The organism is Streptomyces sp. NPDC059917 (assembly GCF_042730635.1).
GTDB lineage: Bacteria > Actinomycetota > Actinomycetes > Streptomycetales > Streptomycetaceae > Streptomyces.
In genome coordinates this window covers 110201-134115 of record NZ_JBHWLC010000009.1, presented here as the reverse complement: position 1 = coordinate 134115, position 23915 = coordinate 110201, and the positions used below count along the sequence as shown (strand labels likewise).

Sequence of the window (23915 nt, the reverse complement as noted above, 5' to 3'; positions counted from 1 at the left end):
CAGGAGCGGCCATGCCCGCAGCCCAGCCGTCCACTGAGCGGCTAGAAACAGAGCGAACAGAGCGTGCACGACCAGCCGGAACGTCGTCGGCTGTCCCGTTGTCACCGAGCCCTGCGAACTGCCCCCAGGTGATCCCATCATGATCGGTCGCATTCCCGTGCTGGACGTCCGCCCCGCCGTCGACTGCGGCGCCAGACCCGCCAAGGCGGTCGTGGACGAGGTATTCGAAGTCTCCGCCACCGTGTTCCGCGAGGGACACGACGCGGTCGCGGCGCACGTGGTGCTGCGAGATCCGAGCGGGCGCCAGCGCCCACCCGTCCCGCTGTGCGAGCTGGCGCCCGGCACCGACCGGTGGGGCGCCCGGGTGTCCGCCGACGCGGAGGGGAGGTGGAGCTACGTCGTCGAGGCGTGGAGCGATCCGGTCGCGACCTGGCGCGCGCACGCCGCGATCAAGGTGCCGGCCGGGATCGACGCGGACCTGATGCTGCTGGAGGGCGCCGAGCTGTACGAGCGGGCCGCCGCCAAGGTCCCCAAGCGGGACGGGCGCGAGGCGGTGCTGGCCGCCGCCGACGCGATGCGCGACGGGGACCGCCCGGCCGGGGCCCGGTTGGCCGCGGCCCTGGCCCCCGAGGTCGACGCGGCGCTCGCCCGCAAGCCCTTCCGGGAGCTGGTGAGCGCCTCGAAGCCGATGGCCGTGCTGGTCGAGCGCAAGCGGGCCCTCTTCGGCGCCTGGTACGAGCTGTTCCCGCGCTCGGAGGGCGCGGTGCTGGAGCCCGGCGCGGCTCCGGTCAGCGGCACCTTCGCGACCGCGGCGGAGCGGTTGGCGGCCGTCGCCGCCATGGGCTTCGACGTGGTGTACCTGCCGCCGATCCACCCGATCGGGAGCACGTACCGCAAGGGCCCCAACAACACCCTCTCCGCGGGCAGTTGGGATCCGGGCGTGCCCTGGGCCATCGGCTCGACCGAAGGCGGGCACGACGCCGTCCACCCCGAGCTGGGCACGATCGAGGACTTCGACCGGTTCGTGGCCCGGGCCCGCGAGCTGCGCCTGGAGATCGCGCTCGACTTCGCCCTGCAGTGTTCGCCGGACCACCCGTGGGTGGAGAAGCACCCGGAGTGGTTCCGCCACCGCGCGGACGGGACGGTCGCCTACGCCGAGAACCCGCCGAAGAAGTACCAGGACATCTATCCCATCCACTTCGACACCGACATGGGCGGGATCGTCGAGGAGACCCTGCGCATCCTGCGGTACTGGATGGACCACGGAGTACGCATCTTCCGGGTCGACAATCCGCACACCAAGCCGGTCGTCTTCTGGGAAAGGGTGATCGCGGACATCAACAAGAGCGATCCCGACGTGATTTTCCTGGCCGAGGCCTTCACCCGGCCCGCGATGATGCGCACGCTCGCCGCGATCGGTTTCCAGCAGTCCTACACGTACTTCACCTGGCGCAATACGAAGCGGGAACTCACCGAATACGTCACCGAGCTGTCGGGTGATTCGGCTTCCTGCATGCGGCCCAATTTCTTCGTCAATACGCCGGACATCCTGCACGAGTACTTGCAGACCGGCGGCCGCCCCGCCTTCGAGATCAGGGCCGTGCTGGCCGCGACCCTCTCGCCCACCTGGGGGATCTACGCGGGCTACGAGCTGTGCGAGAACACCCCGGTGAAGGAGGGCAGCGAGGAGTACCTCGATTCCGAGAAGTACGAGCTGCGCCCGCGCGACTGGGCCGCCGCCGAACGCGAGGGCCGCACCATCGCCCCGCTGATCACCGCGCTGAACCGGCTGCGCCGACGCAATCCCGCGCTCCAGCAACTGCGCGACGTGCATTTCCATCCGACCGACAACGAGCAAGTGATCGCCTATTCGAAGCACAGCGGATCGCATTGCGTACTGGTGGTCGTCAACCTCGATCCGCACCACACCCAGGAGGCGACGGTCTCGTTGGACATGCCGGTACTCGGCCTCGACTGGCACGGGTCCCTCGCGGTGCGCGACGAGCTCACCGGCGAGACCTATCACTGGGGCAGGGCGAATTACGTGCGTCTGGAACCGGGCCGTACGCCCGCGCACGTGCTGGCCGCTCTGCGACCGTCCCCGCTCACCGGAGGGTCACCCACCTCATGATGATCAACGATCCCGTCCACGACCTCTTCGAGGACACCCCCGCCAAGGACCGCGACCCCGACTGGTTCAAGCGGGCGGTGTTCTACGAGGTCCTCGTCCGCTCCTTCCACGACAGCAACGGCGACGGCGTGGGCGACCTCAAGGGGCTCACCGCCAAGCTGGACTACCTCCAATGGCTCGGCGTCGACTGCCTGTGGCTCCCACCCTTCTTCGCCTCGCCGCTGCGCGACGGCGGCTACGACGTCTCCGACTACACCTCCGTACTGCCGGAGTTCGGCGACCTCGCCGACTTCGTGGAGTTCGTCGACGCGGCGCACCAGCGCGGCATGCGCGTGATCATCGACTTCGTCATGAACCACACGAGCGACCAGCACGAGTGGTTCCAGCAGTCGCGCAAGGATCCCGACGGCCCGTACGGCGACTACTACATGTGGGCCGACAACGACAAGCAGTACCAGGACGCCCGGATCATCTTCGTCGACACCGAGTCCTCGAACTGGACCTACGATCCGGTCCGCAAGCAGTACTACTGGCACCGCTTCTTCTCCCACCAGCCGGACCTCAACTACGAGAACCCGGCCGTCGTGGAGGAGATCGTCTCGGCCCTGCGCTTCTGGCTCGACCTCGGCATCGACGGGTTCCGGCTCGACGCGGTCCCGTACCTCTACGCCGAGGAGGGGACCAACTGCGAGAACCTCCCGCGCACCCACACCCTGCTCAAGCGGGTCCGCGCGGAGATCGACGCGCACTACCCGGACACCGTGCTGCTCGCCGAGGCCAACCAGTGGCCGGAGGACGTCGTCGACTACTTCGGCGACTACAGCAAGGGCGGGGACGAGTGCCACATGGCCTTCCACTTCCCCGTCATGCCGCGCATCTTCATGGCGGTGCGCCGGGAGTCGCGCTACCCGGTCTCCGAGATCCTCGCCAAGACCCCCGAGATCCCGGCGAGCTGCCAGTGGGGCATCTTCCTGCGCAACCACGACGAGCTGACCCTCGAAATGGTGACGGACGAAGAGCGCGACTACATGTACGCCGAGTACGCCAAGGACCCGCGGATGCGGGCCAACATCGGCATCCGGCGGCGGCTCGCCCCGTTGCTCGACAACGACCGGCACCAGATCGAGCTGTTCACCGCCCTGCTGCTGTCCCTGCCCGGCTCGCCGATCCTGTACTACGGCGACGAGATCGGCATGGGCGACAACATCTGGCTGGGCGACCGGGACGGGGTCCGCACCCCGATGCAGTGGACCCCGGACCGCAACGCCGGTTTCTCCTCGTGCGATCCGGGCAGGCTCAACCTGCCGGTCATCATGGACCCGGTCTACGGGTACCAGGTCACCAACGTCGAGGCCGCGATGTCCTCGCCCTCGTCGCTGTTGCACTGGACCCGGCGGTTGATCGAGATCCGCAAGGCGAACCCCGCCTTCGGCCTCGGTTCCTACACCGAACTCCCGTCGTCCAACCCCGCGGTGCTGGCGTTCCTCCGCGAGGCACCCTCCACCGAGGGAGAAGCGGACGACCTGGTGCTGTGCGTGCACAACTTCTCGCGCTTCGCGCAGCCGACGGAGCTGGACCTGCGGTCCTTCAACGGGCGGGTGCCGGTGGAACTGACCGGTGACGTCCGGTTCCCGCCGATCGGCGAGTGGCCGTACCTGCTGACCCTGGCGGGGCACGGTTTCTACTGGTTCCGGCTGCGCGCCGAGCAGTAGCGCACGGCGCCCGCCGCACGGCGGAGGGGACTTCACCACGTGCGGATCCGTGGGCGGCGAATGGGTCAATCGCCGCCCTGTACGGACCATCCTGACCCGACACTCGCACACACCACCGGACAGCAACTGCCGCGATCCGGGACACTCTGCGCATTCTGTGACGGCCCGGGGAAAGGACGCGATGCCATGTCGGAGGCTGCATCCACCCGGAGCGAGGTCGGTCGGCCGGGCCGCCGGGCGGCCGATCACGGGAGCCCCCACCCGGACCGGCTCCGCCCGCTGGAACCACTGCTGCGCGCCTGGCTGCCGAGACAGCGCTGGTTCGCCGGCAAGGGGCGTGCCATCGGCGCCCTGCGCCAGGTCTCGGCGACCGAACTGCTCCCGCCGGGGTCCTCGCCCGGGCTGCTGCACCTCCTGCTCGACGTGGACGGCGACTGCTACCAACTGCTGCTCGGCATCCGCCCCGAGCTGCCGCCCGCGCTCGCGCCCGCGCTGATCGGCCGGGCCGAGGAGGGCCCGTACGCCGGTCAGGCGATCTACGAGGGCCTGGGCGATCCGCGGCTCGCGGCCCTGCTGCTGGAACGATTGCGCGCCCCTGGCCCGCTGGGCCCGCTCCGCTTCGACCGGGACCCGGCGGCGCCGATCCCGGCGACGCTGGCGGCCCGGCCGCTGTCCGGGGAGCAGACCAACTCCTCGCTGATCTACGGGGACGCCTACATCCTCAAGGTGTTCCGGCGGGTCGGCCCCGGGGTCAATCCGGACCTGGAGCTGCCGCGGGCGCTGGCCGCCGCCGGGTGCGCCCGGGTGCCGGCGCCGGTCGCCTGGTACGAGGCCCAGCTGTCCGGGTCCGAGCCGCTGACCCTGGGCGTGCTCCAGCCCTACCTGCGGGGCTCCGACGACGGCTGGCAGCTCGCGCTGCACCGCCTCGGCGCGGGCGCCGACTTCACCGCGGAGGCGCACGCCCTGGGCCGGGCCACCGCCGAGGTGCACAGCGCGCTGGCCGACGCCCTGCCGACCGTCGCGCTGGGCCCGGAGCAGACGGCCCGGCTGGCCGCCGGGATGACCGCGCGACTGGCCGCCACCGCACGCGAGGTGACGTCACTGCGCCCGTACGAGGCGGGGCTGCGCGGTGCCTTCGACGCGCTGGCGTCCTCGCGGGGCGCGGGGGTCCGCGCCCAGCGCATCCACGGCGACCTCCACCTGGGTCAGACCCTGCGCACCCTCGACGGCAGTTGGTCGTTGATCGACTTCGAAGGGGAACCGGCCCGGCCGCTGGCCGACCGGCGCCGTCCCGAACCGGCGGTCCGGGACATCGCCGGGATACTGCGTTCCTTCGACTACGCGGCACGCTCCCACCGGCCGTTCGCCCCCGCCTGGGCGGACGCCTGCCGGGCCGCGTTCTGCGAGGGGTACGCCCGGACCACCGGCCGCGACCCGCGCGAGGACCCCGTCCTGCTGCGGGCCTACGAGACCGACAAGGCGGTCTACGAGGCCCGTTACGAGTCCCGGCACCGCCCCGATTGGCTGCACGTCCCGATGGCCGCCGTCAGGCGGCTCTCCGAACGCGAGCGGCCGGCCCACCGCCTGCCGCTCCCGCCGCCCGCCGCCGATCCCCTCCCGCTCTCCCCCGCCCCCCACCCCCGCGAGCAGCCCCCTAGGAGGCCGCACACGTGAGCGCCGCCCGACAGCCGTCGCCGACGTCCCGCCCGACCACCGCTCCCGCCGCCCCCGCGGAGGCGGCGAAGAAACCGCGCACGCCCCGGGCCCGGCGGACCGCCCCGCCGCACGGCGTCCGGCCCGCTCCGGCGCTGGGCGCGGACGAACGGTCCCGGCTGCTGGAGGGCCGCCACCACGATCCGCACGCGGTGCTGGGCGCCCGGGCCCACCGGGGCGGGGTGGCCTTCCGGGCGCTGCGTCCGCACGCGAAGGCGGTCACGATCGTCGCCAAGGGGCTGCGCGCCGAGCTCCACGACGAGGGCGACGGGTTCTTCTCGGGGCTGCTGCCGCTGACCGGCGTGCCCGACTACCGGCTGCTGGTGACGTACGACAGCGACGAGGTGGAGGTCCACGACCCCTACCGCTTCCTGCCGGCGCTCGGCGAGCTGGACCTGCACCTGATCGGCGAGGGCCGGCACGAGGAGCTGTGGACGGCGCTGGGCGCGGAGCCGATGGAGCACCAGGGCGTGGCCGGCACCCGGTTCACGCTCTGGGCGCCGAACGCCCTGGGGGTGCGGGTCACGGGGGACTTCTCCTACTGGGACGCGGTGGCCCACCCGATGCGCTCGCTCGGCGCGACCGGGGTGTGGGAGCTGTTCCTGCCCGGTGTCGGCGAGGGCGCCCTGTACAAGTACGACGTCACGCGCCCGGACGGCAGCCACACCCTGCGGGCCGACCCGATGGCCCGGCGGGCCGAGGTGCCGCCGGCGAACGCGTCGATCGTGACCGCCTCGCACTACACCTGGCGGGACACCGAGTGGATGGCGTCGCGCGGCCTGCGGCCGGCGCACCAGGCGCCGCTGTCGGTGTACGAGGTGCACCTGGCCTCCTGGCGGCCGGGGCTGAGCTACGCGCAGTTGGCGGAGCAGCTCCCGGCCTACGTGAAGGAGCTGGGGTTCACCCACGTCGAGCTGATGCCGGTCGCCGAGCACCCCTTCGGCGGCTCCTGGGGCTACCAGGTCACCGGTTTCTACGCGCCCACCTCGCGGATGGGCACGCCGGACGAGTTCCGCGGCCTGGTCGACGCCCTGCACCGGGCCGGGATCGGGGTGATCGTCGACTGGGTGCCCGCGCACTTCCCGCGGGACGACTGGGCGCTGGCCGAGTTCGACGGACGGCCGCTGTACGAGCACCACGACCCGCAGCGGGCCGCGCACCCGGACTGGGGGACGCTGGAGTTCGACTACGGGCGCAAGGAGGTCCGCAACTTCCTGGTGGCGAACGCCGTGTACTGGTGCCAGGAGTTCCACGTCGACGGGCTGCGCGTGGACGCGGTGGCCTCGATGCTCTACCTGGACTACTCGCGCGGCGAGGGCGAGTGGACGCCGAACGAGCACGGCGGGCGGGAGAACCTGGACGCGGTGGCGCTGCTCCAGGAGATGAACGCGACGGTCTACCGGCGCTGCCCGGGCGTGATGACGATCGCCGAGGAATCCACCGCCTGGGAGGGCGTGACCCGGCCCACCGACGCGGGCGGGCTCGGCTTCGGGCTGAAGTGGAACATGGGCTGGATGCACGACACGCTGCGGTACGTGGCGAAGGAGCCGGTGCACCGCAAGTACCACCACCACGACATGACCTTCGGGATGGTCTACGCGTACAGCGAGAACTACGTGCTGCCGATCTCGCACGACGAGGTGGTGCACGGCAAGCGGTCGCTGGTGGGGAAGATGCCCGGGGACTGGTGGCAGCAACGGGCCTGCCACCGGGCGTACCTGGGCTTCATGTGGGCCCACCCCGGCAAGCAGCTGCTCTTCATGGGGCAGGAGTTCGCGCAGGGCGCCGAGTGGTCGGAGGCGCACGGGCCGGACTGGTGGCTGCTGGACTCCTCCTACGCCGCGGCCGCCGACCACCGCGGAGTGCGCGCCCTGGTGGGCGAGCTGAACCGGACCTACACGGCGACGCCCGCGCTGTGGGAGCGGGACACCGTGCCGGAGGGGTTCGCCTGGGTGGCGTCGGACGCGGCGGAGGACAACGTCATCGCCTTCCTGCGGTACGCGGTGGACGGCTCGCCGCTGCTGTCCGTCTCGAACTTCTCCCCGGTGGTGCGCCACGGCTACCGGGTCGGCGTGCCGGAGGAGGTGGCCGAGTGGCACGAGGTGCTGAACACGGACGCGGAGCGGTTCGGCGGCAGCGGGGTGCGCCACCTGCGGCCGCTGCGGCCGGAGCCGGTGCCCGCGCAGGGGCGGGCGGCGAGCCTGCGGATGACCCTGCCGCCGCTGTCCACCGTGTGGCTCAGGCCGTGACGGGAGCCGGCTGCTCCAGGACGTCCTCGAGGTCCTGGAGCAGCCGGCGCTTGGCCCGGGCCCCGATGATCGTCTTGACGGGTTCGCCGTCGCGCAGGACCAGCAGGGTGGGCATGGACAGCACGCCGTAGCGGACCATGGTCCGCGGGTTCCTGTCCGCGTCGATCTGCACCACCTTCAGGCGGTGCGCCTCCTCGGCGGCGACGGCGGACAGCACCGGCGCCAGCTGGCGGCAGGGCCCGCACCAGTCGGCGGTGAACTCGACCAGCACGGGGCGCCCGCGCTCGGCGAGCACCTCCGCCTCGAAGGTCTCGTCGGTGACCTCGTCCACTCCGTGGGCACGCAGCATCTTCTTCTCCCTGTCGTTCTCGCGGGTCAGTCCCGTGCGGTGGTCTCGCAGCGCGGGGTGGCCGCCGCTCCGGCGGCCTCCTCGGCGCTCGCCAGCTGGCGCGCGACCTGGTCCCGTACGTCGGCGAGCTTGCCGATCAACGAGTCCAGCTCGGCGAGCTTGCGGCGGTAGACGGCGAGGGAGGCGGGGCAGGCGTCGCCGGCCGGGTGGCCGGCCCGCAGGCAGTCCACGAAGGGCCGGGTCTCCTCCAGCTCGAAGCCGAAGTCCTGGAGCACCCGGATCTCGCGCAGCAGCCGCAGGTCGTCCTCGTCGTACGAGCGGTAGCCGTTGCCGGTCCGCCGTGCGGGCAGCAGACCCCGGTCCTCGTAGTAGCGCAGGGTCCGGGTGGTGGTACCGGCCCGCTCCGCCAGTTCGCCGATTCGCATGGGCCGACCGTAATGCTTGACGTCCACGTCAAGGCAAGGGTCGGGCGGCGCGGGCCGGAGGGGTCCACGGGGGCCCTCGCCACCCCCGTGTACGAGGGCCCCCGCCTGGTTCACGCCTGCGTGGCCGAAGAGGTTCAGGTGACGTGACGGGGTGTGATGGGGTTCACTCGAACGGCAGTCACGGCCTTGGCTTGAAGCGGACCCCTCGCAGTGGATGAAATGGATCTTCGCACTATCCGATTACCGGACGGTCGCGCAAATACCGGACTAAATACCCGAACACCGTAGGAGGTTCCTACGAGTTGTGGCCTTGTTTGAACGGTCTGTAGTCGCCAAACCCATTTCGCTTCTACCGTGTGGCTCGTGCACTCCAGCCCCCCCTTCAATGCCCCCGCCGCCCGCCGCCTGAGGGCGGCCCTGGGCATGGCACCCGGCCACGTCGCCTACGGCCTGCGCGCCCAGTACGGGCTCCTCGTGACCCCCGAGACCGTCATGGCCTGGGAGCGCGGCGAGGTCACGCCGACCTCGGCCGAGCTGACGGCCCTCGCCGGCGTGCTGTGGTGTGCGCCCGGCGAGCTGTTGGCCGAACCGGTCACCTTGCGGGAGCACCGGATCGCGCGCGGCGTGTCACCGGAGGAGCTGGCCCGGCGGGTCGGGCTGGAACCCGCCTCCTACCAGAAGATGGAGGACACCGGGCGCTGGAAGGGCAACGAGCGACAGTCGGCCACCCTCTCCTCGGTGCTGGGGCTGACGCTGGCCCAGTTCGTGACCGCCACCGGCAAGCAGGACGAGCTGGCGGAGCTGCTGCGCAACGCGGTCACCACCCGCTGGCAGGCCTACGTGAAGCCGCTGGCCAAGCTGCTCCCCGTGCCCAAGGCCCAGCTGGAGCGGGTGCTGGAGCTGCTGCACGGGGACTACCAGGCCCGGATGCTGTCCACCTTGAGCTGGGGCGGCTCGGGCGGCCGGGCCGACAGCGGGGACGCGGGGCGCGAGTTCCTGGTGGGCATCGTGGACCGGTTCTGGGAGCTGGCGCAGGTGCCGTAGGGCCGCGCGACCGGCCGGCCTCCGCGCGGATGCGCGAAGGCCCCGACCGGTCCCGGGAGGGGACGAGATCGGGGCCCTTCGGCGCGCGGATCCAGGACGAAGGTCCCGGGCGCGGAGTCGGATGGCGGGGCCTAGAAGACCGATTCGGCCTCGTACATGCGGTCCTCGGGGACGGTCTTCAGCTCGGTGACGGCCTGCGCGAGGGGGGCCATGACGATGTCGGTGCCGCGCAGCGCGGTCATGTTGCCGAAGTCGCCGCGGTGGACGCCCTCGACGGCGTGCCAGCCGAAGCGGGTGGCGAGGACGCGGTCGTACGCGGTCGGGGTGCCGCCGCGCTGGACGTGGCCGAGGATGACCGGGCGGGCTTCCTTGCCCAGGCGCCGCTCCAGCTCGACGGCCAGGCGGTTGCCGATCCCGGCGAAGCGCTCGTGACCGTACTGGTCGATCGCGCCCTTCTCGTACGGCATGGAGCCGTCGGCCGGGTGCGCGCCCTCGGCGACGCAGATGACCGCGAACTTCTTGCCGCGGGCGAATCGTTCCTCCACCATCTTCACCAGGGCGTCGACCTCGAACCGCCGCTCCGGCAGGCAGATGCCGTGGGCGCCGCCCGCCATGCCGGACTCCAGGGCGATCCAGCCCGCGTGGCGCCCCATGACCTCGACGACCATCACGCGCTGGTGCGATTCGGCGGTGGTCTTGAGCCGGTCGATCGCCTCGGTGGCCACCATGACGGCGGTGTCGAAGCCGAAGGTGCGGTCGGTGGAGGAGATGTCGTTGTCGATGGTCTTCGGTACGCCGACCACCGGCATGCCCGCGTCCGACAGCATCCGGGCCGCGGTCAGCGTGCCCTCGCCGCCGATCGGGATGAGGGCGTCGATCTCGTACCGCTGCGCCAGCTCCACCGCGTTCTCGGCGGCCTCGTGCAGCCGGGCGCGCTCCATCCGGGCTGAGCCGAGAATCGTTCCGCCGCGGGCCAGAATGCCACTGACCGCGTTGATGTCGAGGGGGCGGTAGTGACCGTCGAGGAGACCCTTGAAACCGTCCTCGAAGCCGATGACTTCGTCGCCGTGTCCGACCACGGCACGGTGGACGACCGACCGGATGACAGCGTTGAGGCCCGGGCAGTCGCCGCCTGCGGTGAGAACTCCGATACGCATCGTGCTGTGTCTCCTGCTCCTGGTCGTACCGAGCGGCCCGCGTGCGGGCGGACCACCGTACAGATGAAGGCCGTATTGATGAAGCCTGTCCGATTGTTCCACGGGCCACCGGTGGGCCGCGCTTCGAGCGACTGCCCCCCGAGGGCCTTTCGACCCCCCTGGACAGGCCTTTTTCCCGGCGGGCGCCCTATCCATCAGCAGAGGTATTGTCAAGAGGGCAAGCCCATACTAAATGGGTAAATTGACTCGGAAGATCCGCATCCTGCCCCGTCCGGGGCCGGTGGTGACGCCGCCAACCGACACACATGGACGGAGAGCACGCGTGACGCGCAGCGTGTACGTGACCGGCATCGACCGGGGGGACGGCCGGCAGGTCATCGAGCTCGGGCTCATGGAGCTGCTGACCCGCCAGACGGGCCGGGTGGGCGTGTACCGCCCGCTGCTGCACGACGGACCCGACCGCCTCTTCGACCTGCTCAAGGCGCGCTACCGGCTCGACCAGGAGCCCTCCACCGCCTTCGGCATGGAGTACCACGAGGCCTCCGCGCTGCTCGCCGAGAAGGGGGCCGACGAACTGGTCTCGCAGCTCGTCGACGGCTACCACCGGGCGGCCCGCGACTACGAGGTCATGCTGGTCCTCGGCACCGACTACGCCGACACCAACCTCCCGGACGAGCTGGCGCTCAACGCCCGCCTCGCCAACGAGCTGGGCGCGGTCGTCGTCCCGGTGGTCGGCGGCACCAAGCAGACCGCCGAGTCGGTCCGCGCGGAGACCCGCAACGCCTACCGGGCCTACGAGAGCCTGGGCTGCGAGGTCGTGGCCGTGATCGTCAACCGGGTCGTCGCCGAGGACCGCGAGGTGATAGCCGAGCGGCTGGCCGCGCGCCTTCCCGTGCCCTGCTACGTGCTGCCGGACGACAAGACACTCTCCGCGCCGACCGTCGCCCAGATCACCCGGGCGCTGGGCGGCGAGGTGCTGCTCGGCGACGAGGCCGGGCTGGCCCGCGACGCCGTGGACTTCGTCTTCGGCGGCGCCATGCTGCCGAACTTCCTGAACGCGCTGACCCCCGGCTGCCTGGTCGTCACCCCCGGGGACCGCTCCGACCTGGTCATCGGCGCGCTCGCCGCGCACACCTCCGGCACCCCGCCGATCGCCGGCGTGCTGCTGACCCTGAACGAGCGCCCCGGCAAGGACATCCTGACGCTGGCCTCGAAGCTGGCGCCCGGCACCCCGGTCGTCTCCGTCGCGGGCAACAGCTTCCCGACCGCCGCCGAACTCTTCGCGCTGCAGAGCCGACTGAACTCCGCGACCCCGCGCAAGCTGGAGACCGCGCTCGGCCTCTTCGAGCGGCACGTCGACACGGCCGCGCTGCGCGACCGCATCTCGCTCACCCGCTCCACCCGGGTCACGCCGATGATGTTCGAGCACGAGCTGCTGGAGCAGGCCCGCTCCGAGCGGCGCCGGGTGGTCCTGCCCGAGGGCACCGAGGAGCGGGTGCTGCGCGCCGCGGACGTGGTGCTGCGCCGCGGGGTGTGCGACCTGACCCTGCTGGGCGAGGAGCAGGCGATCTTGAAGAAGGCCGCCGACCTCGGCATCGACATCAGCGCGGCGCAGCTGATCGACCCGGGCACCTCGCCGCTGCGGGAACGGTTCGCCGAGTACTACGCCGCGGCCCGCGCCCACAAGGGCATGACGGTCGAGCTGGCCAACGACGTGGTCACGGACGTGAACTACTTCGGCACGCTGATGGTCCAGGAGGGTCTGGCCGACGGCATGGTCTCCGGCGCGGTGCACTCGACCGCCGCCACCATCCGGCCCGCCTTCGAGATCATCAAGACCAAGCCGGAGGCGTCCATCGTCTCCTCGGTCTTCTTCATGTGCCTGGCCGACAAGGTCCTCGCCTACGGCGACTGCGCCGTGAACCCGGACCCCAACGCCGAGCAACTGGCCGACATCGCCATCCAGTCGGCCACCACCGCCGCCGCCTTCGGGCTGGAGCCGCGGATCGCGATGCTCTCGTACTCGACCGGCACCTCCGGTTCGGGCGCGGACGTCGACAAGGTCCGCAAGGCCACCGAGATCGTCCGCGCGCAGCGCCCGGACCTGCTGATCGAGGGCCCGATCCAGTACGACGCCGCCGTCGAGCCGTCCGTGGCGGCGACCAAGCTGCCGGAGTCCGAGGTCGCCGGGCGGGCGACCGTACTGATCTTCCCGGACCTGAACACCGGCAACAACACCTACAAGGCCGTGCAGCGCTCCGCGGGCGCCGTGGCGGTCGGCCCGGTCCTGCAGGGCCTGCGCAAGCCGGTCAACGACCTCTCGCGCGGCGCGCTGGTCCAGGACATCGTCACCACGGTGGCGATCACCGCGATCCAGGCCCAGTCCAAGCCCGCCGCGGGCTGACCCCGCACGACGCACGACCACCCCGCACCCCCCACACGAGAAGGTTCCGCACCCGTGACCGCATCGCGCGTACTCGTCCTCAACTCCGGCTCCTCGTCGGTCAAGTACCAGCTGCTCGACATGGCGGACCGGTCCCGCCTGGCCGTCGGGCTGGTGGAGCGCATCGGCGAGGAGACCTCCCGGCTGGTGCACGAACGGCTCACCGACGCCCCGGGCCCGGAGGCCGGTGAGGCGAAGCGGGAGGTCCTCGGGCCGATCGCCGACCACCGGGCGGCCCTGACGGCCGTCGCGGCCGAGCTGGCCGCCGACGGCATGGGCCTGGACTCCCCCGAACTGGCCGCCATCGGCCACCGGGTGGTGCACGGCGGCACCAAGTTCACCCGGCCGACCGTCATCGACGACGAGGTGCTGGCGGAGATCCGCGCGCTCGTGCCGCTGGCGCCGCTGCACAACCCGGCGAACGTGACCGGCATCGAGGTGGCCCGCGCGCTGCGCGCGGACCTCCCGCAGGTCGCGGTCTTCGACACGGCCTTCCACTCGACGATGCCGGAGTACGTGGCCCGGTACGCGATCGACGCCGCGACCGCCGACAAGTACTCCATCCGGCGGTACGGCTTCCACGGCACCTCGCACGCCTACGTGTCCCGCACGGCCGCCGCGCTGCTGGGCAAGGCGCCCGAGGACGTGAACGTCATCGTGCTGCACCTGGGCAACGGCGCCTCGGCGTCGGCGGTCCGCGGCGGGGTGTGCGTGGAGACCTCCATGGGGCTCACCCCGCTGGAGGGCCTGGTCATGGGAACCCGCTCCGGGGACCTCGATCCGGCCGTCGTCTTCCACCTGGCCCGGGTGGGCGGCCTCTCGGTGGATGAGATCGATTCGCTCCTGAACAAGAAGAGCGGTCTGCTGGGCATGTGCGGGGACAACGACATGCGCGAGGTGCTGCGGCGCGCGGGCGAGGGCGACGAGGCGGCGAGCGTCGCCTTCGCGGCGTACGTCCACCGCCTGAAGAAGTACATCGGTGCCTACTCGGCCGTGCTCGGCCGGGTGGACGCGGTGGTGTTCACGGCCGGGGTCGGCGAGAACGCCCACCAGGTGCGGGAAGCTGCCGTGGACGGTCTCGCCGAGCTGGGGCTCGCCCTGGACCTGGAGGCCAACGCGGTGCGCTCCTCCGAGCCCCGGCTGATCTCGGCCGAGTACGCCCGGGTGGCCGTGGCCGTGGTGCCGACGGAGGAGGAGCTGGAGATCGCCACGCAGGCGTACGAGCTGGTTACCCGTTAGTCACTTTGGACTTTCCACCAGACGGAATATTCCGCTACGAAACAAACCGATAGGATCCGCTCCATGCGCCGTTCCAAAATCGTCTGCACGCTGGGCCCCGCCGTCGACTCGTATGAGCAGCTGAAAGCGCTCATCGAGGCAGGTATGAACGTGGCCCGATTCAACTTCAGCCACGGATCCCAGGCAGAACACCAGGAGCGGTACGACCGCGTCCGGAAGGTCTCCGCGGACACCGGGCGTGCCGTCGGCGTCCTCGCCGACCTCCAGGGTCCCAAGATCCGTCTGGAAACCTTCGCCGAGGGTCCCGTCGAGCTGGTGCGCGGTGACGAGTTCACCATCACCACCGAGGACGTCCCGGGCGACAAGTCCATCTGCGGCACCACCTACAAGGGTCTGCCGGGTGACGTCTCCAAGGGCGACCAGGTCCTGATCAACGACGGCAACGTCGAGCTCCGGGTGACCGAGGTCGACGGCCCGCGGGTCAAGACCATCGTCATCGAGGGCGGTGTCATCTCCGACCACAAGGGCATCAACCTGCCGGGTGCCGCCGTCAACGTCCCGGCCCTGTCCGAGAAGGACGTCGACGACCTCCGCTTCGCCCTGCGGATGGGCTGCGACATGGTCGCCCTGTCCTTCGTCCGTGACGCCAACGACGTCAAGGACGTCCACAAGGTCATGGACGAGGAGGGCCGCCGGGTCCCCGTCATCGCCAAGGTCGAGAAGCCGCAGGCGGTCGCCAACATGGAGGCCGTCGTCGACGCCTTCGACGCGGTCATGGTGGCCCGTGGCGACCTGGCCGTCGAGTACCCGCTCGAAAAGGTCCCGATGGTCCAGAAGCGGCTCATCGAGATGTGCCGCCGCAACGCCAAGCCGGTGATCGTCGCGACCCAGATGATGGAGTCGATGATCACCAACTCGCGGCCGACCCGCGCCGAGGCCTCCGACGTCGCGAACGCCATCCTCGACGGGGCCGACGCGGTCATGCTGTCGGCCGAGTCCTCGGTCGGCGCCTACCCGATCGAGACCGTCAAGACGATGTCGAAGATCGTCGTCGCGGCCGAGGAAGAGCTGCTCTCCAAGGGCCTGCAGCCGCTGGTCCCGGGCAAGAAGCCGCGCACCCAGGGCGGCTCCGTCGCCCGTGCGGCCTGCGAGATCGCCGACTTCCTCGACGGCAAGGCCCTGGTCGCCTTCACCCACTCCGGTGACACGGCCCGCCGCCTGTCGCGCTACCGCGCGGTCCAGCCGATCCTGGCCTTCACGACCAGCGAGAGCACCCGCAACCAGCTGTCGCTGAGCTGGGGCGTCGAGTCGTACGTGGTCCGCCACGTCGACAACACCGACGCGATGGTCGACCTCGTGGACGACGAGCTGCTCAAGCTCGGGCGCTACAACCAGGGCGACACCATGATCATCACGGCCGGTTCGCCCCCCGGCGTCCCGGGCACGACCAACATGGTCCGCGTCCACCACCTGAACGGCGCCACCGGCGCCTGACGCCGCCGTGGCGCGGCGCCCGCGCCGCACGCACACGAGGGCGGCACCCCGATCGATCGGGGTGCCGCCCTCGGTGCGTCACGTGGACCGGCCGCGCCTACTCCGGCGGACCGATGTAGTTGTGCAGACCGGGAACGGTCAGGTTGCCGCCGAACTGGCCCGCCTGGACGACCTTGACGTTCGTGAAGAACGCGAAGGGGACGTTCAGCGGCGGCGGGGTGTTCGGGGTGAACTCGATCGGGATGAGCCCGAACAGGTTCCCCTTGAGGCTCTCGGTGTACATCGTCACCGTGCCGCCGCGGATCGTGGACGTGGAGCCCGGACGGGACTTGAGGTGCGCGACGTTCCCGCTCTTGCCGACCGTCTGGTAGAGGTCCTTGATGTCGAGCGAGTCCGCCGTGAACTTCAGGACCTTCTTGGTGCTGCCGTTCGCCGTCTTCACCTCGACGATGCCCGCGTAGTCCAGGCCGTAGAGGGTCAGCAGCGAGCTGTCGAGGTACCAGGGCTCGTCGGGCAGGACCGGCGCGCTCTGCTCCAGCTTGGCGTTGGCCAGGGCCTGGGCGTCCAGGGTCGGGCAGGGGAAGGGCGTCTTGCCGTCGACCGTCTTGCCGTCGTCGGCCTTGCCGTCCTTGTCCTTGTCCTTCGCGTCCTTGTCCTTGGCGTCCTTCTCGTCCTTGTCCGCGTCCGATGCGCCGGTCTCGTCCTTCGCCGCCTTCGCGGTGTCCTTGACGTCCTGCGACAGCTCCGAGACCGAGACGCCGGCGTTCTTCGCCGCCTCGCGGATCGAGTCCGCGGCCGGGTCGGGCTTCGGCTTCGCGCTCGGGGTGGTGGCGGGCGCGGGCGTGGCCGCACCCTTGGCACCCTTGAGGGGCTTGCCGAGCTCGTCGAAGAAGTCCTTGACCGTGTCGCCCAGACCCAGCGGGTCCAGCGGGTTCGGGGTCTTGGTCGCCGACGGGGAGGCGCTCGCGGACGGCGAGGCGGCCGGAACCCCCGGCTTCGCCGGTTGCGAGGCGCCGCCGCCCTGCTTGGTCGCGGGCTTGGCCGCCGACGCGGAGGCCGAGGGGGCCGGGACCACCGGGACTCCCGCCGAGGGGGTCGCGCTGGGCGACGTACTCGGAGAGGGGCTCTTGGAGGTCGATGCCGACGGGGAGGGCGATTCCGTGGGCTCGTCGGACCGCGTGACGCACGGTCCGGGCGCGAACGGGATCTCCTTGTCGTCGGCCAGCGCCATCTTCGGCGCCATGCCCATCCCGACGAAGACCGCGGTCGGCATCGCCGCCAGCGCCATCGTCTTGCCGACGGGTATCTGGAGCTTGGTCAGCAGCGACTTCCTGGGCGCCGCGTGGCGCGGGCCCCTTCTCTCACGGGACTCTTCGCCCGGGGACTGGCCCCTTTGCGTTTCGTCACCCCGCACTGTTCCTCCCGCCATCGGCGTGGGCAGTCGTCTGGGAAGCGTGGTCCGTTTCCGCCTCACGGGGAGCGGGCAGGTCGACCTCGGGCTCGACGGGCCTGCCGGGCGCCCACGCCAGGGCGAGGCAGCCGCCGATCAGCGCGGCCAGGAAGCCCAGCATGAAGCCACCGATGTTGGACACCGGCAGGGACACCAGTCCGAGCAGGATCGTGGCGACACCGGCGAAGATCCTGATGCTCTGCTGGAACCAGAGGGCGAAGCCGAGCGTGACCAGCAGGACACCGATGATCAGTGAGCCCGCGCCGGCCGTCGTCGCCATGGCGATCGTGATGTTGCCCAACCGGACGTCCGCGTACGGGAAGTACGCGATCGGGATGCCACCGAGCAGCGTGAAGACTCCCGCCCAGAACGGCCGGGCACCGCGCCAGGCGCGGAACCGGTACCGCAGCGCCGTGAACCAGTGATCATCTGCCGGGGTTACGGGGGCCTCGGGGTACATGGACAACAGCTCCCTGAAAACGGTCGTACGGAGAACTACGTGGAGCGCCCGGACGGGCGGACGGGGCGGCGGATCCGCCACCGCGCCCACCCGGCCGGTTCAAGCGACCGGACGGACTACTTGGCGTCCTGGTAGCACGGCTGGTCACCGCTGAGCAGACGCAGCTTGAGGTCCGGCAGCGTGAAGGTGCCCGCCGTCGTCGCCCATGCCTTCTGCCGCACGTTGGTCAGCGTGGCCTTCTTCGCGCGCTGCGAGAAGAGACCACCGTCGGACACCGTGCCCGCCACCGGCTTGGTGGTGTGGCTCGGGTCGCCGACCGCGACACCGATGTCGAGCTGCTCGAACTTGGCGTCCGCGTCCAGCTCGGCGACATCGAGGTAGATGTTCTCCGCGACGGCGGGACGGCCCTTGTTGCCGGTCCGCAGCTGCAGGGTGATGTTGCCGAGGCCGGGCACCGGGGTGACCAGCGACTGGCACATGTTGGTGATCTCGGCGTGACTGAACCCGGAGATGGTGACCGGGTGGTACGCGTCCTTGTTGGCGTCGCCGAGGGTCTTGCCCTTGGCCACGCTGCCGTACTGGATCAGGTTGTCACCGACGAGCTCGTCGGCCGACACCTTGAAGTCCTGGCCCGAGACGCTGAAGGACGCCGCGAGGGCACCCTGCGCCAGACCCACGCCCACCGCGGCGGTGGCCGCGATGCTCGGCACCATGACGAGAGCGAAGCGCTTCCATCTGGTCCCACCACGAACCTGGGAATTCATGTTGTTCCTCCTCATCGGACGTACATCTCCGGTCCGGGCCCTGCCCGTCCTGGGATGGGAGAAGTGCTACGTCCTCGGGAAGGAGCGCAGGCGGCCGAGTCACGGCTGTGCCGCGTCAGGAACACCGGCGATCACCCCCGAGCGACAACCACTGGGCCACGCGTTCGCGCAACCTGATGAGGACAGGCACCACCGGGTGGTGGCGACCCCCCTGTCCCACGGCCGGTGCCACTGCCACCGGCCGGCTCGGTGGGGACCCATCCTCGCGGTTCCGGGTGACCGGCGCTGCGGGATGGACCGAGCGTGGCCGATCGTTGTCCATTACCGGCCGGGGCACAAGGGGGTTCGTTACTGGCGGGTAACGGCTGGATAACCCCCGTGCGACACGTCGCCGTCGAGCAGCAACACAGGGTGTCACCCATGGCCACGACAGATGGGCGCAAGAGCGAACCAACCGGACAGTTCACGGGGTTCGGCTTACTACGAGTAACAGCGGCCGCGATTGCCAAGTTTTGGCAAAGCGCGGCCGCTGTTTATCTCCGTGTCAATAAATCGTCGACGGTCCACCGACCCGCGAGCGAGCTGCGGGAGCGGCCCCGGGGCGGCCCTAGAAGAGCACCCGGGCCAGCGCCGTGCGCGCCGCCGGGACCCGCGGGTCGTCCGCGCCGATGACCTCGAACAGCTCCAGCAGCCGGACCCGCACCGCGTCCCGGTCGTCACCCGCCGTGACGCGCACCGCGTCCACCAGTCGCCCGAAGGCGTCCTGGACGTGACCACCGGCCATGTCCAGGTCGGCCGCGGCGATCTGCGCCGCCGGATCGGTCGGGTTGGCGGCCGCCGCGGCGCGCACTTCCTGCGGGTCCATGTGCTGCACCCGCGCGAGGAGTTCGGCCTGGGCCAGACCCAGCTTGGCCTCGCTGTTGGCCGGATCGTCGGCCAGTACGTTCTTGTACGCCTGGACGGCTCCGCCCAGGTCGCCCCCGTCCAACGCGACGACGGCCGCTTCGAGCAGCGCGTCGTACGGGCCCTGCGGCTCCTCGTCCGCACCGGCGGCGCCCGCGGCGCCCCCACCGGAGGGGTCGACCACGATGCCGGTGAGGCCGTAGCGCTCCTCGGCGACCTGGATGAGCTGGCCGAGGGTCTCGCGGATCTGCTGCTCGGGCACCGCGCCCTGGAACAGCGGCAGCGCCTGACCGGCGACGACCGCGAACACGGCGGGAATGCCCTGGACGCCGAACTGCTGCATCAGCATCTGGTTGGCGTCGACGTCAATCTTGGCCAGAACCAGTCGGCCGTTGGCTCCGGTGATCAGGCGTTCCAGCACCGGGCTGAGCTGCTTGCACGGCTCGCACCACTCGGCCCAGAAGTCGATGACGACCGGTACCTGGTGGGAGAGTTCGAGCACGTCGAGTTCGAAACCGGCCTCGTCGACATCGATGACGAGCGCCGACGGCGCCACGGCACCGGGGACGCCGGCGTCGGAGCCGCCGCCCTGCCGGGCCGCGGCCGCACGCGCCTGCTCCGCCTTCGCCTTGGCCTCGCCGGCCGCCTTCACCGCGGCGAGGTCGACGACGCCGCTCATGGACATGTTTCTGGGCTGCATGCGTACATCCTCCCCCGTGTGCGCGCGCCGACGAAAAGACCTCGTGAAAGACGTCGTAAAACTGCACTGCTCCACGGCCGGACCCCGTCCGAACTGCCGTGCACCTGAACCGCTGTGGCGCCGGGTCCCCACCTGGCGCCGTAGCTTCGCGTGGTTGTCGCTCTTACGCTACGAGCCGTAGCGTAACTCCCCGCGGCCCCTCGCGCCCCGTGATCTGAACCACACCGTCCGGGGTCGTCCCGGTTGCGCTACTGGCGGGTATGGTCACCGTCCATGCGCAACCCCGTCTCCGGTTCCGGCCGCACCGGCCGCCCCCGCAGCGCCGCCGCGGACGCCGCGATCCTCGCCGCCACACGGGACGCGCTGGTGGAACTCGGCTGGTCCAAGCTGACCATGGGCGACGTGTCGACCCGCGCCGGGGTCGCCAAGACCACGCTCTACCGGCGCTGGGCGGGCAAGAACGAGCTCGTCGTGGACGCCGTCGCCGAGCTCTTCGACTCCCTGGAGCTCCCCGACCGGGGCTCGCTCCAGGGCGACATCGAGTACGTCGTCCTGCGCTTCGCGGAGCTGCTGCGGCGCCCGGAGGCCCGTACGGCGCTCATGGCGGTGGTCTCCGAGTCCACCCACGACGAGGCGCTGCGCGACCGGATCCGGTCGGCCATCGTGGACCGGCAGAAACGTCTCGTCGTACTGGGCCGCGAACGCGCCCAGGCCCGCGGCGAGCTGCCCTACGAGGCCGACCCGCACGTCGCCGGGGACACCACGGACCTGATCTTCGACGTCATCGCGGGCACGGTCGTGCACCGCGCCCTGGTCAGCGCGGAGCCGGTGGACGAGGCCTGGGTCGCCACCTTCACCGCCCTGCTGATGCACGGACTGCTGGGCGCGGCCCGGGCCGGTACGGCCTGAGACGCGCCCAGCGGGCGGTGCGGGGAGCGGGAGGTCCCGGGGATCAGAAGCCGGGCGGCTCCGTGTAGGTGCCCCATTCGTCGCGGAGCACGTTGCAGATCTCGCCGAGCGTCGCCTCGGCCCGTACGGCGTCCAGCATGGCCGGGATCATGTTCGAGCCGTCGCGCGCGGCGGCCAGCATCGCGTCCAGGGCGGCCCGCACCTTCGCGTCGTCCCGGCGGGCCTTGCGCTCCGCCAGTTCGCGGACCTGGACCACCTCGACCTCGTGGCTGACCCGGAGGATCTCCAGGTCGCCGGTGACGGAGCCGTGGTGCACGTTGACGCCGACGACCCGCTTGTCGCCCTTCTCCAGCGAACGCTGGTACTGGAAGGCCGACTCGGCGATCTCGCCGGTGAACCAACCGTCCTCGATGCCGCGCAGGATGCCCGAGGTGATCGGCCCGATCGGGTGCTGCCCGTTCGGGTGGGCGCGCAGTCCGCGCTCCTTGATCTGGTCGAAGATCTTCTCGGCGTCCGCCTCGATCCGGTCGGTAAGCTGCTCGACGTACCAGGCACCGCCGAGCGGGTCGGCCACATTGGCCACCCCGGTCTCCTCCATCAGCACCTGCTGCGTGCGCAGCGCGATCTCGGCGGCCTGCTCGCTCGGCAGCGCGAGGGTCTCGTCGAGGGCGTTGGTGTGCAGGGAGTTGGTGCCGCCGAGGACCGCGGCGAGGGCCTCGACGGCCGTGCGGACGACGTTGTTGTACGGCTGCTGGGCGGTGAGGGAGACGCCGGCCGTCTGGGTGTGGAAGCGCAGCCACATCGACTTGTCGGACTGCGCCCCGTAGACCTCCTTCATCCAGCGCGCCCAGATCCGGCGGGCGGCGCGGAACTTGGCGATCTCCTCGAAGAAGTCGAGGTGCGCGTCGAAGAAGAAGGACAGGCCGGGGGCGAAGACGTCCACGTCCATGCCGCGCGAGAGACCGAGTTCGACGTAGCCGAAGCCGTCCGCGAGGGTGTACGCCAGCTCCTGGGCGGCCGTCGCCCCGGCCTCGCGGATGTGGTAACCGGAGACGGAGAGCGGCTTGTAGGCGGGGATGCCCCGGGCGCAGTACTCCATCAGGTCGCCGATGAGGCGCAGGTGCGGCTCGGGTTCGAAGAGCCACTCCTTCTGGGCGATGTACTCCTTGAAGATGTCGGTCTGCAGCGTGCCGTTGAGGACGGCGGGGTCGACGCCCTGGCGCTCGGCGGCGACGAGGTACATGCAGAAGGCGGGCACGGCGGGCCCGCTGATCGTCATCGAGGTGGTGACGTCGCCGAGCGGGATGTCCTTGAACAGGACCTCCATGTCGGCGGCGGAGTCGATGGCGACGCCGCAGTGCCCGACCTCGCCGAGGGCGCGCGGGTCGTCGGAGTCGCGGCCCATCAGGGTCGGCATGTCGAAGGCGACCGAGAGGCCGCCGCCGCCCGCCGCCAGGATCATCTTGTAGCGCTCGTTGGTCTGCTCGGCGTTGCCGAAGCCGGCGAACTGCCGGATGGTCCAGGTCCGCCCGCGGTAGCCGGTGGCGTGCAGGCCGCGGGTGTACGGGTACTCCCCCGGCCAGCCGATGCGCTCGAAGCCCTCGTAGGTGTCTCCGGGTCGGGGGCCGTACACCGGTTCGACCTCGTCGCCGGAGAGCGTGGTGAAGTCGGCCTCGCGGGTGCGGGCCCTGTCGTAACGGGCCTGCCAGCGAAGGCGGCCTTGCTCGATGGCGTCAGCGTCCATGCTTCGAATTTACTAGGACGTCCTAGTAAATGTCGATGGCCCACCCCGGGAAGTCGTCCCGGGGTGGAGGAAATCGAGTGCCGCTCCAGTGCGGAGCGGCCGGCCTCAGGCCTTGGCGGTCGCGGGCACGGGGGCGCCGCTCACCAGGGGCTCGACCTCGGCGCGCACCTTGCGCTCGACGAAGAACGCGGCGAGCGGGATCGTGCCGGAGACCATGACCCACAGCATCTTGCCGAAGGACCACTTGGCCTTGGAGCTGAGGTCGAAGGCGAAGACCAGGTAGATCATGAAGAGCACGCCGTGGGCCTGGGACACCACGAAGGTCAGGTCGGCGCCCTTGTCGAAGCCGTACTTGAAAATCATGCAGGTGCACAGCACCAGCAGCATGATGGCGGTGGCGAAGGCCATCACCCGGTAGCGGGTCAGCACGCTTTTCTTCATGGCCCTGAGCCTAGCCGTCCGTTTTGCGCGATCTTGACGGGGGCCCGGACCGGCTCCGGCGGCCTACTTCTCGTCGAAGTCGTCCGCGGCCACCCGCAGCGGCCGCAGCAGCGCGAAGATCTCGCCGCACTCCTCCGCGTCGTAGGCGCCCAGCCCGAACTCCATCGCCATCAGGTCCCGGGTCGCCGCCTCCACGACCTCGCGCCCCTTGTCCGTGATCGAGGCGAGCGTGCCGCGGCCGTCGTTCGGGTTGGGGCGCTTGGCGACCAGGCCGGAGCGGACCAGGCGGTCGACGGTGTTGGTCACCGAGGTCGGGTGCACCATCAGCCGCTCGCCGATCTTCGACATCGTCAGCTCGCCGGCCTTGGAGAAGGTCAGCAGGACGAGCGCCTCGTAGCGCGCGAAGGTGAGTCCGTACGGCTTCACCACCGCGTCGACCTCGCCGAGCAGGATCTGGTGCGCCCGCATGATCGAGGTGATCGCGGCCATCGAGGGCACCGGCCCCCAGCGCCGCTGCCAGAGTTCGTCGGCGCGGGCGATGGGGTCAAAGGGGAGACTGAGCGGCTTGGGCACGCACCCGACCCTACC

19 protein-coding genes are annotated in these 23915 nt (G+C 70.8%); 9 read left to right on the top strand and 10 right to left on the bottom strand.

Annotation, left to right across the window (positions count from 1 at the left end; genetic code table 11):
* The first annotated feature begins 139 nt into the window (after nt 1-139).
* From ACFWAR_RS08305 to glgB, 4 genes are all read left to right on the top strand, one after another.
* Entirely contained in the window at nt 140-2131 is a 1992-nt protein-coding gene (locus tag ACFWAR_RS08305; protein ID WP_385774366.1) for a maltotransferase domain-containing protein, read from the top strand.
* Nucleotides 2128-3843, top strand: coding sequence for a maltose alpha-D-glucosyltransferase (gene treS, locus ACFWAR_RS08300; protein WP_330332717.1), 1716 nt, complete (start codon nt 2128-2130; stop codon nt 3841-3843). The genes ACFWAR_RS08305 and treS overlap by 4 nt, the downstream gene beginning before the upstream one ends.
* A gap of 186 nt (nt 3844-4029) precedes the next feature.
* Complete coding sequence (locus tag ACFWAR_RS08295) at nt 4030-5517, top strand: maltokinase (RefSeq protein WP_385774363.1); 1488 nt, start codon at nt 4030-4032, stop codon at nt 5515-5517.
* Nucleotides 5514-7805, top strand: a complete 2292-nt coding sequence (glgB, locus tag ACFWAR_RS08290; protein WP_385774361.1) for a 1,4-alpha-glucan branching enzyme — start codon at nt 5514-5516, stop codon at nt 7803-7805. Before ACFWAR_RS08295 ends, glgB begins: the two co-directional genes overlap by 4 nt.
* Here the strand turns inward: glgB and ACFWAR_RS08285 are convergent.
* Together ACFWAR_RS08285 and ACFWAR_RS08280 are read right to left on the bottom strand one after the other, a co-directional pair.
* Nucleotides 7795-8184 (bottom strand): thioredoxin family protein, encoded by a 390-nt coding sequence (locus ACFWAR_RS08285; protein ID WP_385774435.1) that lies wholly within the window; start codon nt 8182-8184, stop codon nt 7795-7797. The two genes, glgB and ACFWAR_RS08285, sit on opposite strands and share 11 nt — an antisense overlap.
* Nucleotides 8181-8579, bottom strand: a complete 399-nt coding sequence (locus ACFWAR_RS08280) for a MerR family transcriptional regulator (protein ID WP_385774359.1) — start codon at nt 8577-8579, stop codon at nt 8181-8183. Before ACFWAR_RS08280 ends, ACFWAR_RS08285 begins: the two co-directional genes overlap by 4 nt.
* A 423-nt stretch (nt 8580-9002) precedes the next feature.
* On the opposite strand from ACFWAR_RS08280, the gene ACFWAR_RS08275 reads away from it, so the two are divergent.
* Nucleotides 9003-9623 (top strand): helix-turn-helix domain-containing protein, encoded by a 621-nt coding sequence (locus ACFWAR_RS08275; protein ID WP_385774433.1) that lies wholly within the window; start codon nt 9003-9005, stop codon nt 9621-9623.
* A 131-nt stretch (nt 9624-9754) separates the two neighbouring features.
* On the opposite strand, the gene ACFWAR_RS08270 is transcribed toward ACFWAR_RS08275, so the two are convergent.
* On the bottom strand, nt 9755-10780 hold the full coding sequence (locus ACFWAR_RS08270; RefSeq protein WP_385774357.1) for an ATP-dependent 6-phosphofructokinase: 1026 nt from the start codon (nt 10778-10780) through the stop codon (nt 9755-9757).
* Between the two features lie 322 nt (nt 10781-11102).
* Here ACFWAR_RS08270 and pta point away from each other — a divergent pair, with 322 nt between their 5' ends.
* The 3 genes from pta (at nt 11103) to pyk (ending at nt 15956) form a co-directional block, all read left to right on the top strand.
* Nucleotides 11103-13184, top strand: a complete 2082-nt coding sequence (gene pta / locus ACFWAR_RS08265; protein ID WP_385774355.1) for a phosphate acetyltransferase — start codon at nt 11103-11105, stop codon at nt 13182-13184.
* Nucleotides 13185-13238: 54 nt separating this feature from the next.
* The gene (locus tag ACFWAR_RS08260; protein WP_385774353.1) at nt 13239-14462 is read left to right on the top strand and encodes an acetate kinase; all 1224 of its coding nucleotides are present in this window, start codon (nt 13239-13241) and stop codon (nt 14460-14462) included.
* 63 nt (nt 14463-14525) lie between these two features.
* On the top strand, nt 14526-15956 hold the full coding sequence (gene pyk / locus ACFWAR_RS08255; RefSeq protein WP_385774351.1) for a pyruvate kinase: 1431 nt from the start codon (nt 14526-14528) through the stop codon (nt 15954-15956).
* Between the two features lie 97 nt (nt 15957-16053).
* Here the strand turns inward: pyk and ACFWAR_RS08250 are convergent, their stop codons facing one another.
* From ACFWAR_RS08250 to ACFWAR_RS08235, 4 genes are all read right to left on the bottom strand, one after another.
* Entirely contained in the window at nt 16054-17370 is a 1317-nt protein-coding gene (locus tag ACFWAR_RS08250; RefSeq protein ID WP_385774349.1) for a hypothetical protein, read from the bottom strand.
* Nucleotides 17360-17866 carry a DUF6114 domain-containing protein gene (locus ACFWAR_RS08245; RefSeq protein ID WP_385774347.1) on the bottom strand — a complete coding sequence of 169 codons (507 nt, stop codon included), beginning with the start codon at nt 17864-17866 and terminating at the stop codon, nt 17360-17362. Before ACFWAR_RS08245 ends, ACFWAR_RS08250 begins: the two co-directional genes overlap by 11 nt.
* A gap of 116 nt (nt 17867-17982) precedes the next feature.
* Entirely contained in the window at nt 17983-18630 is a 648-nt protein-coding gene (locus ACFWAR_RS08240) for a DUF6230 family protein (protein WP_385774345.1), read from the bottom strand.
* A 607-nt stretch (nt 18631-19237) separates the two neighbouring features.
* Nucleotides 19238-20233: a tetratricopeptide repeat protein gene (locus tag ACFWAR_RS08235; protein ID WP_385774343.1), complete on the bottom strand. Its 996-nt coding sequence runs from the start codon at nt 20231-20233 to the stop codon at nt 19238-19240.
* 273 nt (nt 20234-20506) lie between these two features.
* On the opposite strand from ACFWAR_RS08235, the gene ACFWAR_RS08230 reads away from it, so the two are divergent.
* Entirely contained in the window at nt 20507-21142 is a 636-nt protein-coding gene (locus ACFWAR_RS08230; protein ID WP_385774341.1) for a TetR/AcrR family transcriptional regulator, read from the top strand.
* 43 nt (nt 21143-21185) lie between these two features.
* Here the strand turns inward: ACFWAR_RS08230 and ACFWAR_RS08225 are convergent, their stop codons facing one another.
* The 3 genes from ACFWAR_RS08225 to ACFWAR_RS08215 form a co-directional block, all read right to left on the bottom strand.
* Complete coding sequence (locus ACFWAR_RS08225; protein ID WP_385774339.1) at nt 21186-22886, bottom strand: methylmalonyl-CoA mutase; 1701 nt, start codon at nt 22884-22886, stop codon at nt 21186-21188.
* A gap of 105 nt (nt 22887-22991) precedes the next feature.
* Entirely contained in the window at nt 22992-23327 is a 336-nt protein-coding gene (locus ACFWAR_RS08220; protein WP_385774337.1) for a DUF3817 domain-containing protein, read from the bottom strand.
* A gap of 63 nt (nt 23328-23390) precedes the next feature.
* Nucleotides 23391-23900 (bottom strand): MarR family winged helix-turn-helix transcriptional regulator, encoded by a 510-nt coding sequence (locus ACFWAR_RS08215; protein ID WP_385774335.1) that lies wholly within the window; start codon nt 23898-23900, stop codon nt 23391-23393.
* Nucleotides 23901-23915 lie beyond the last annotated feature (15 nt).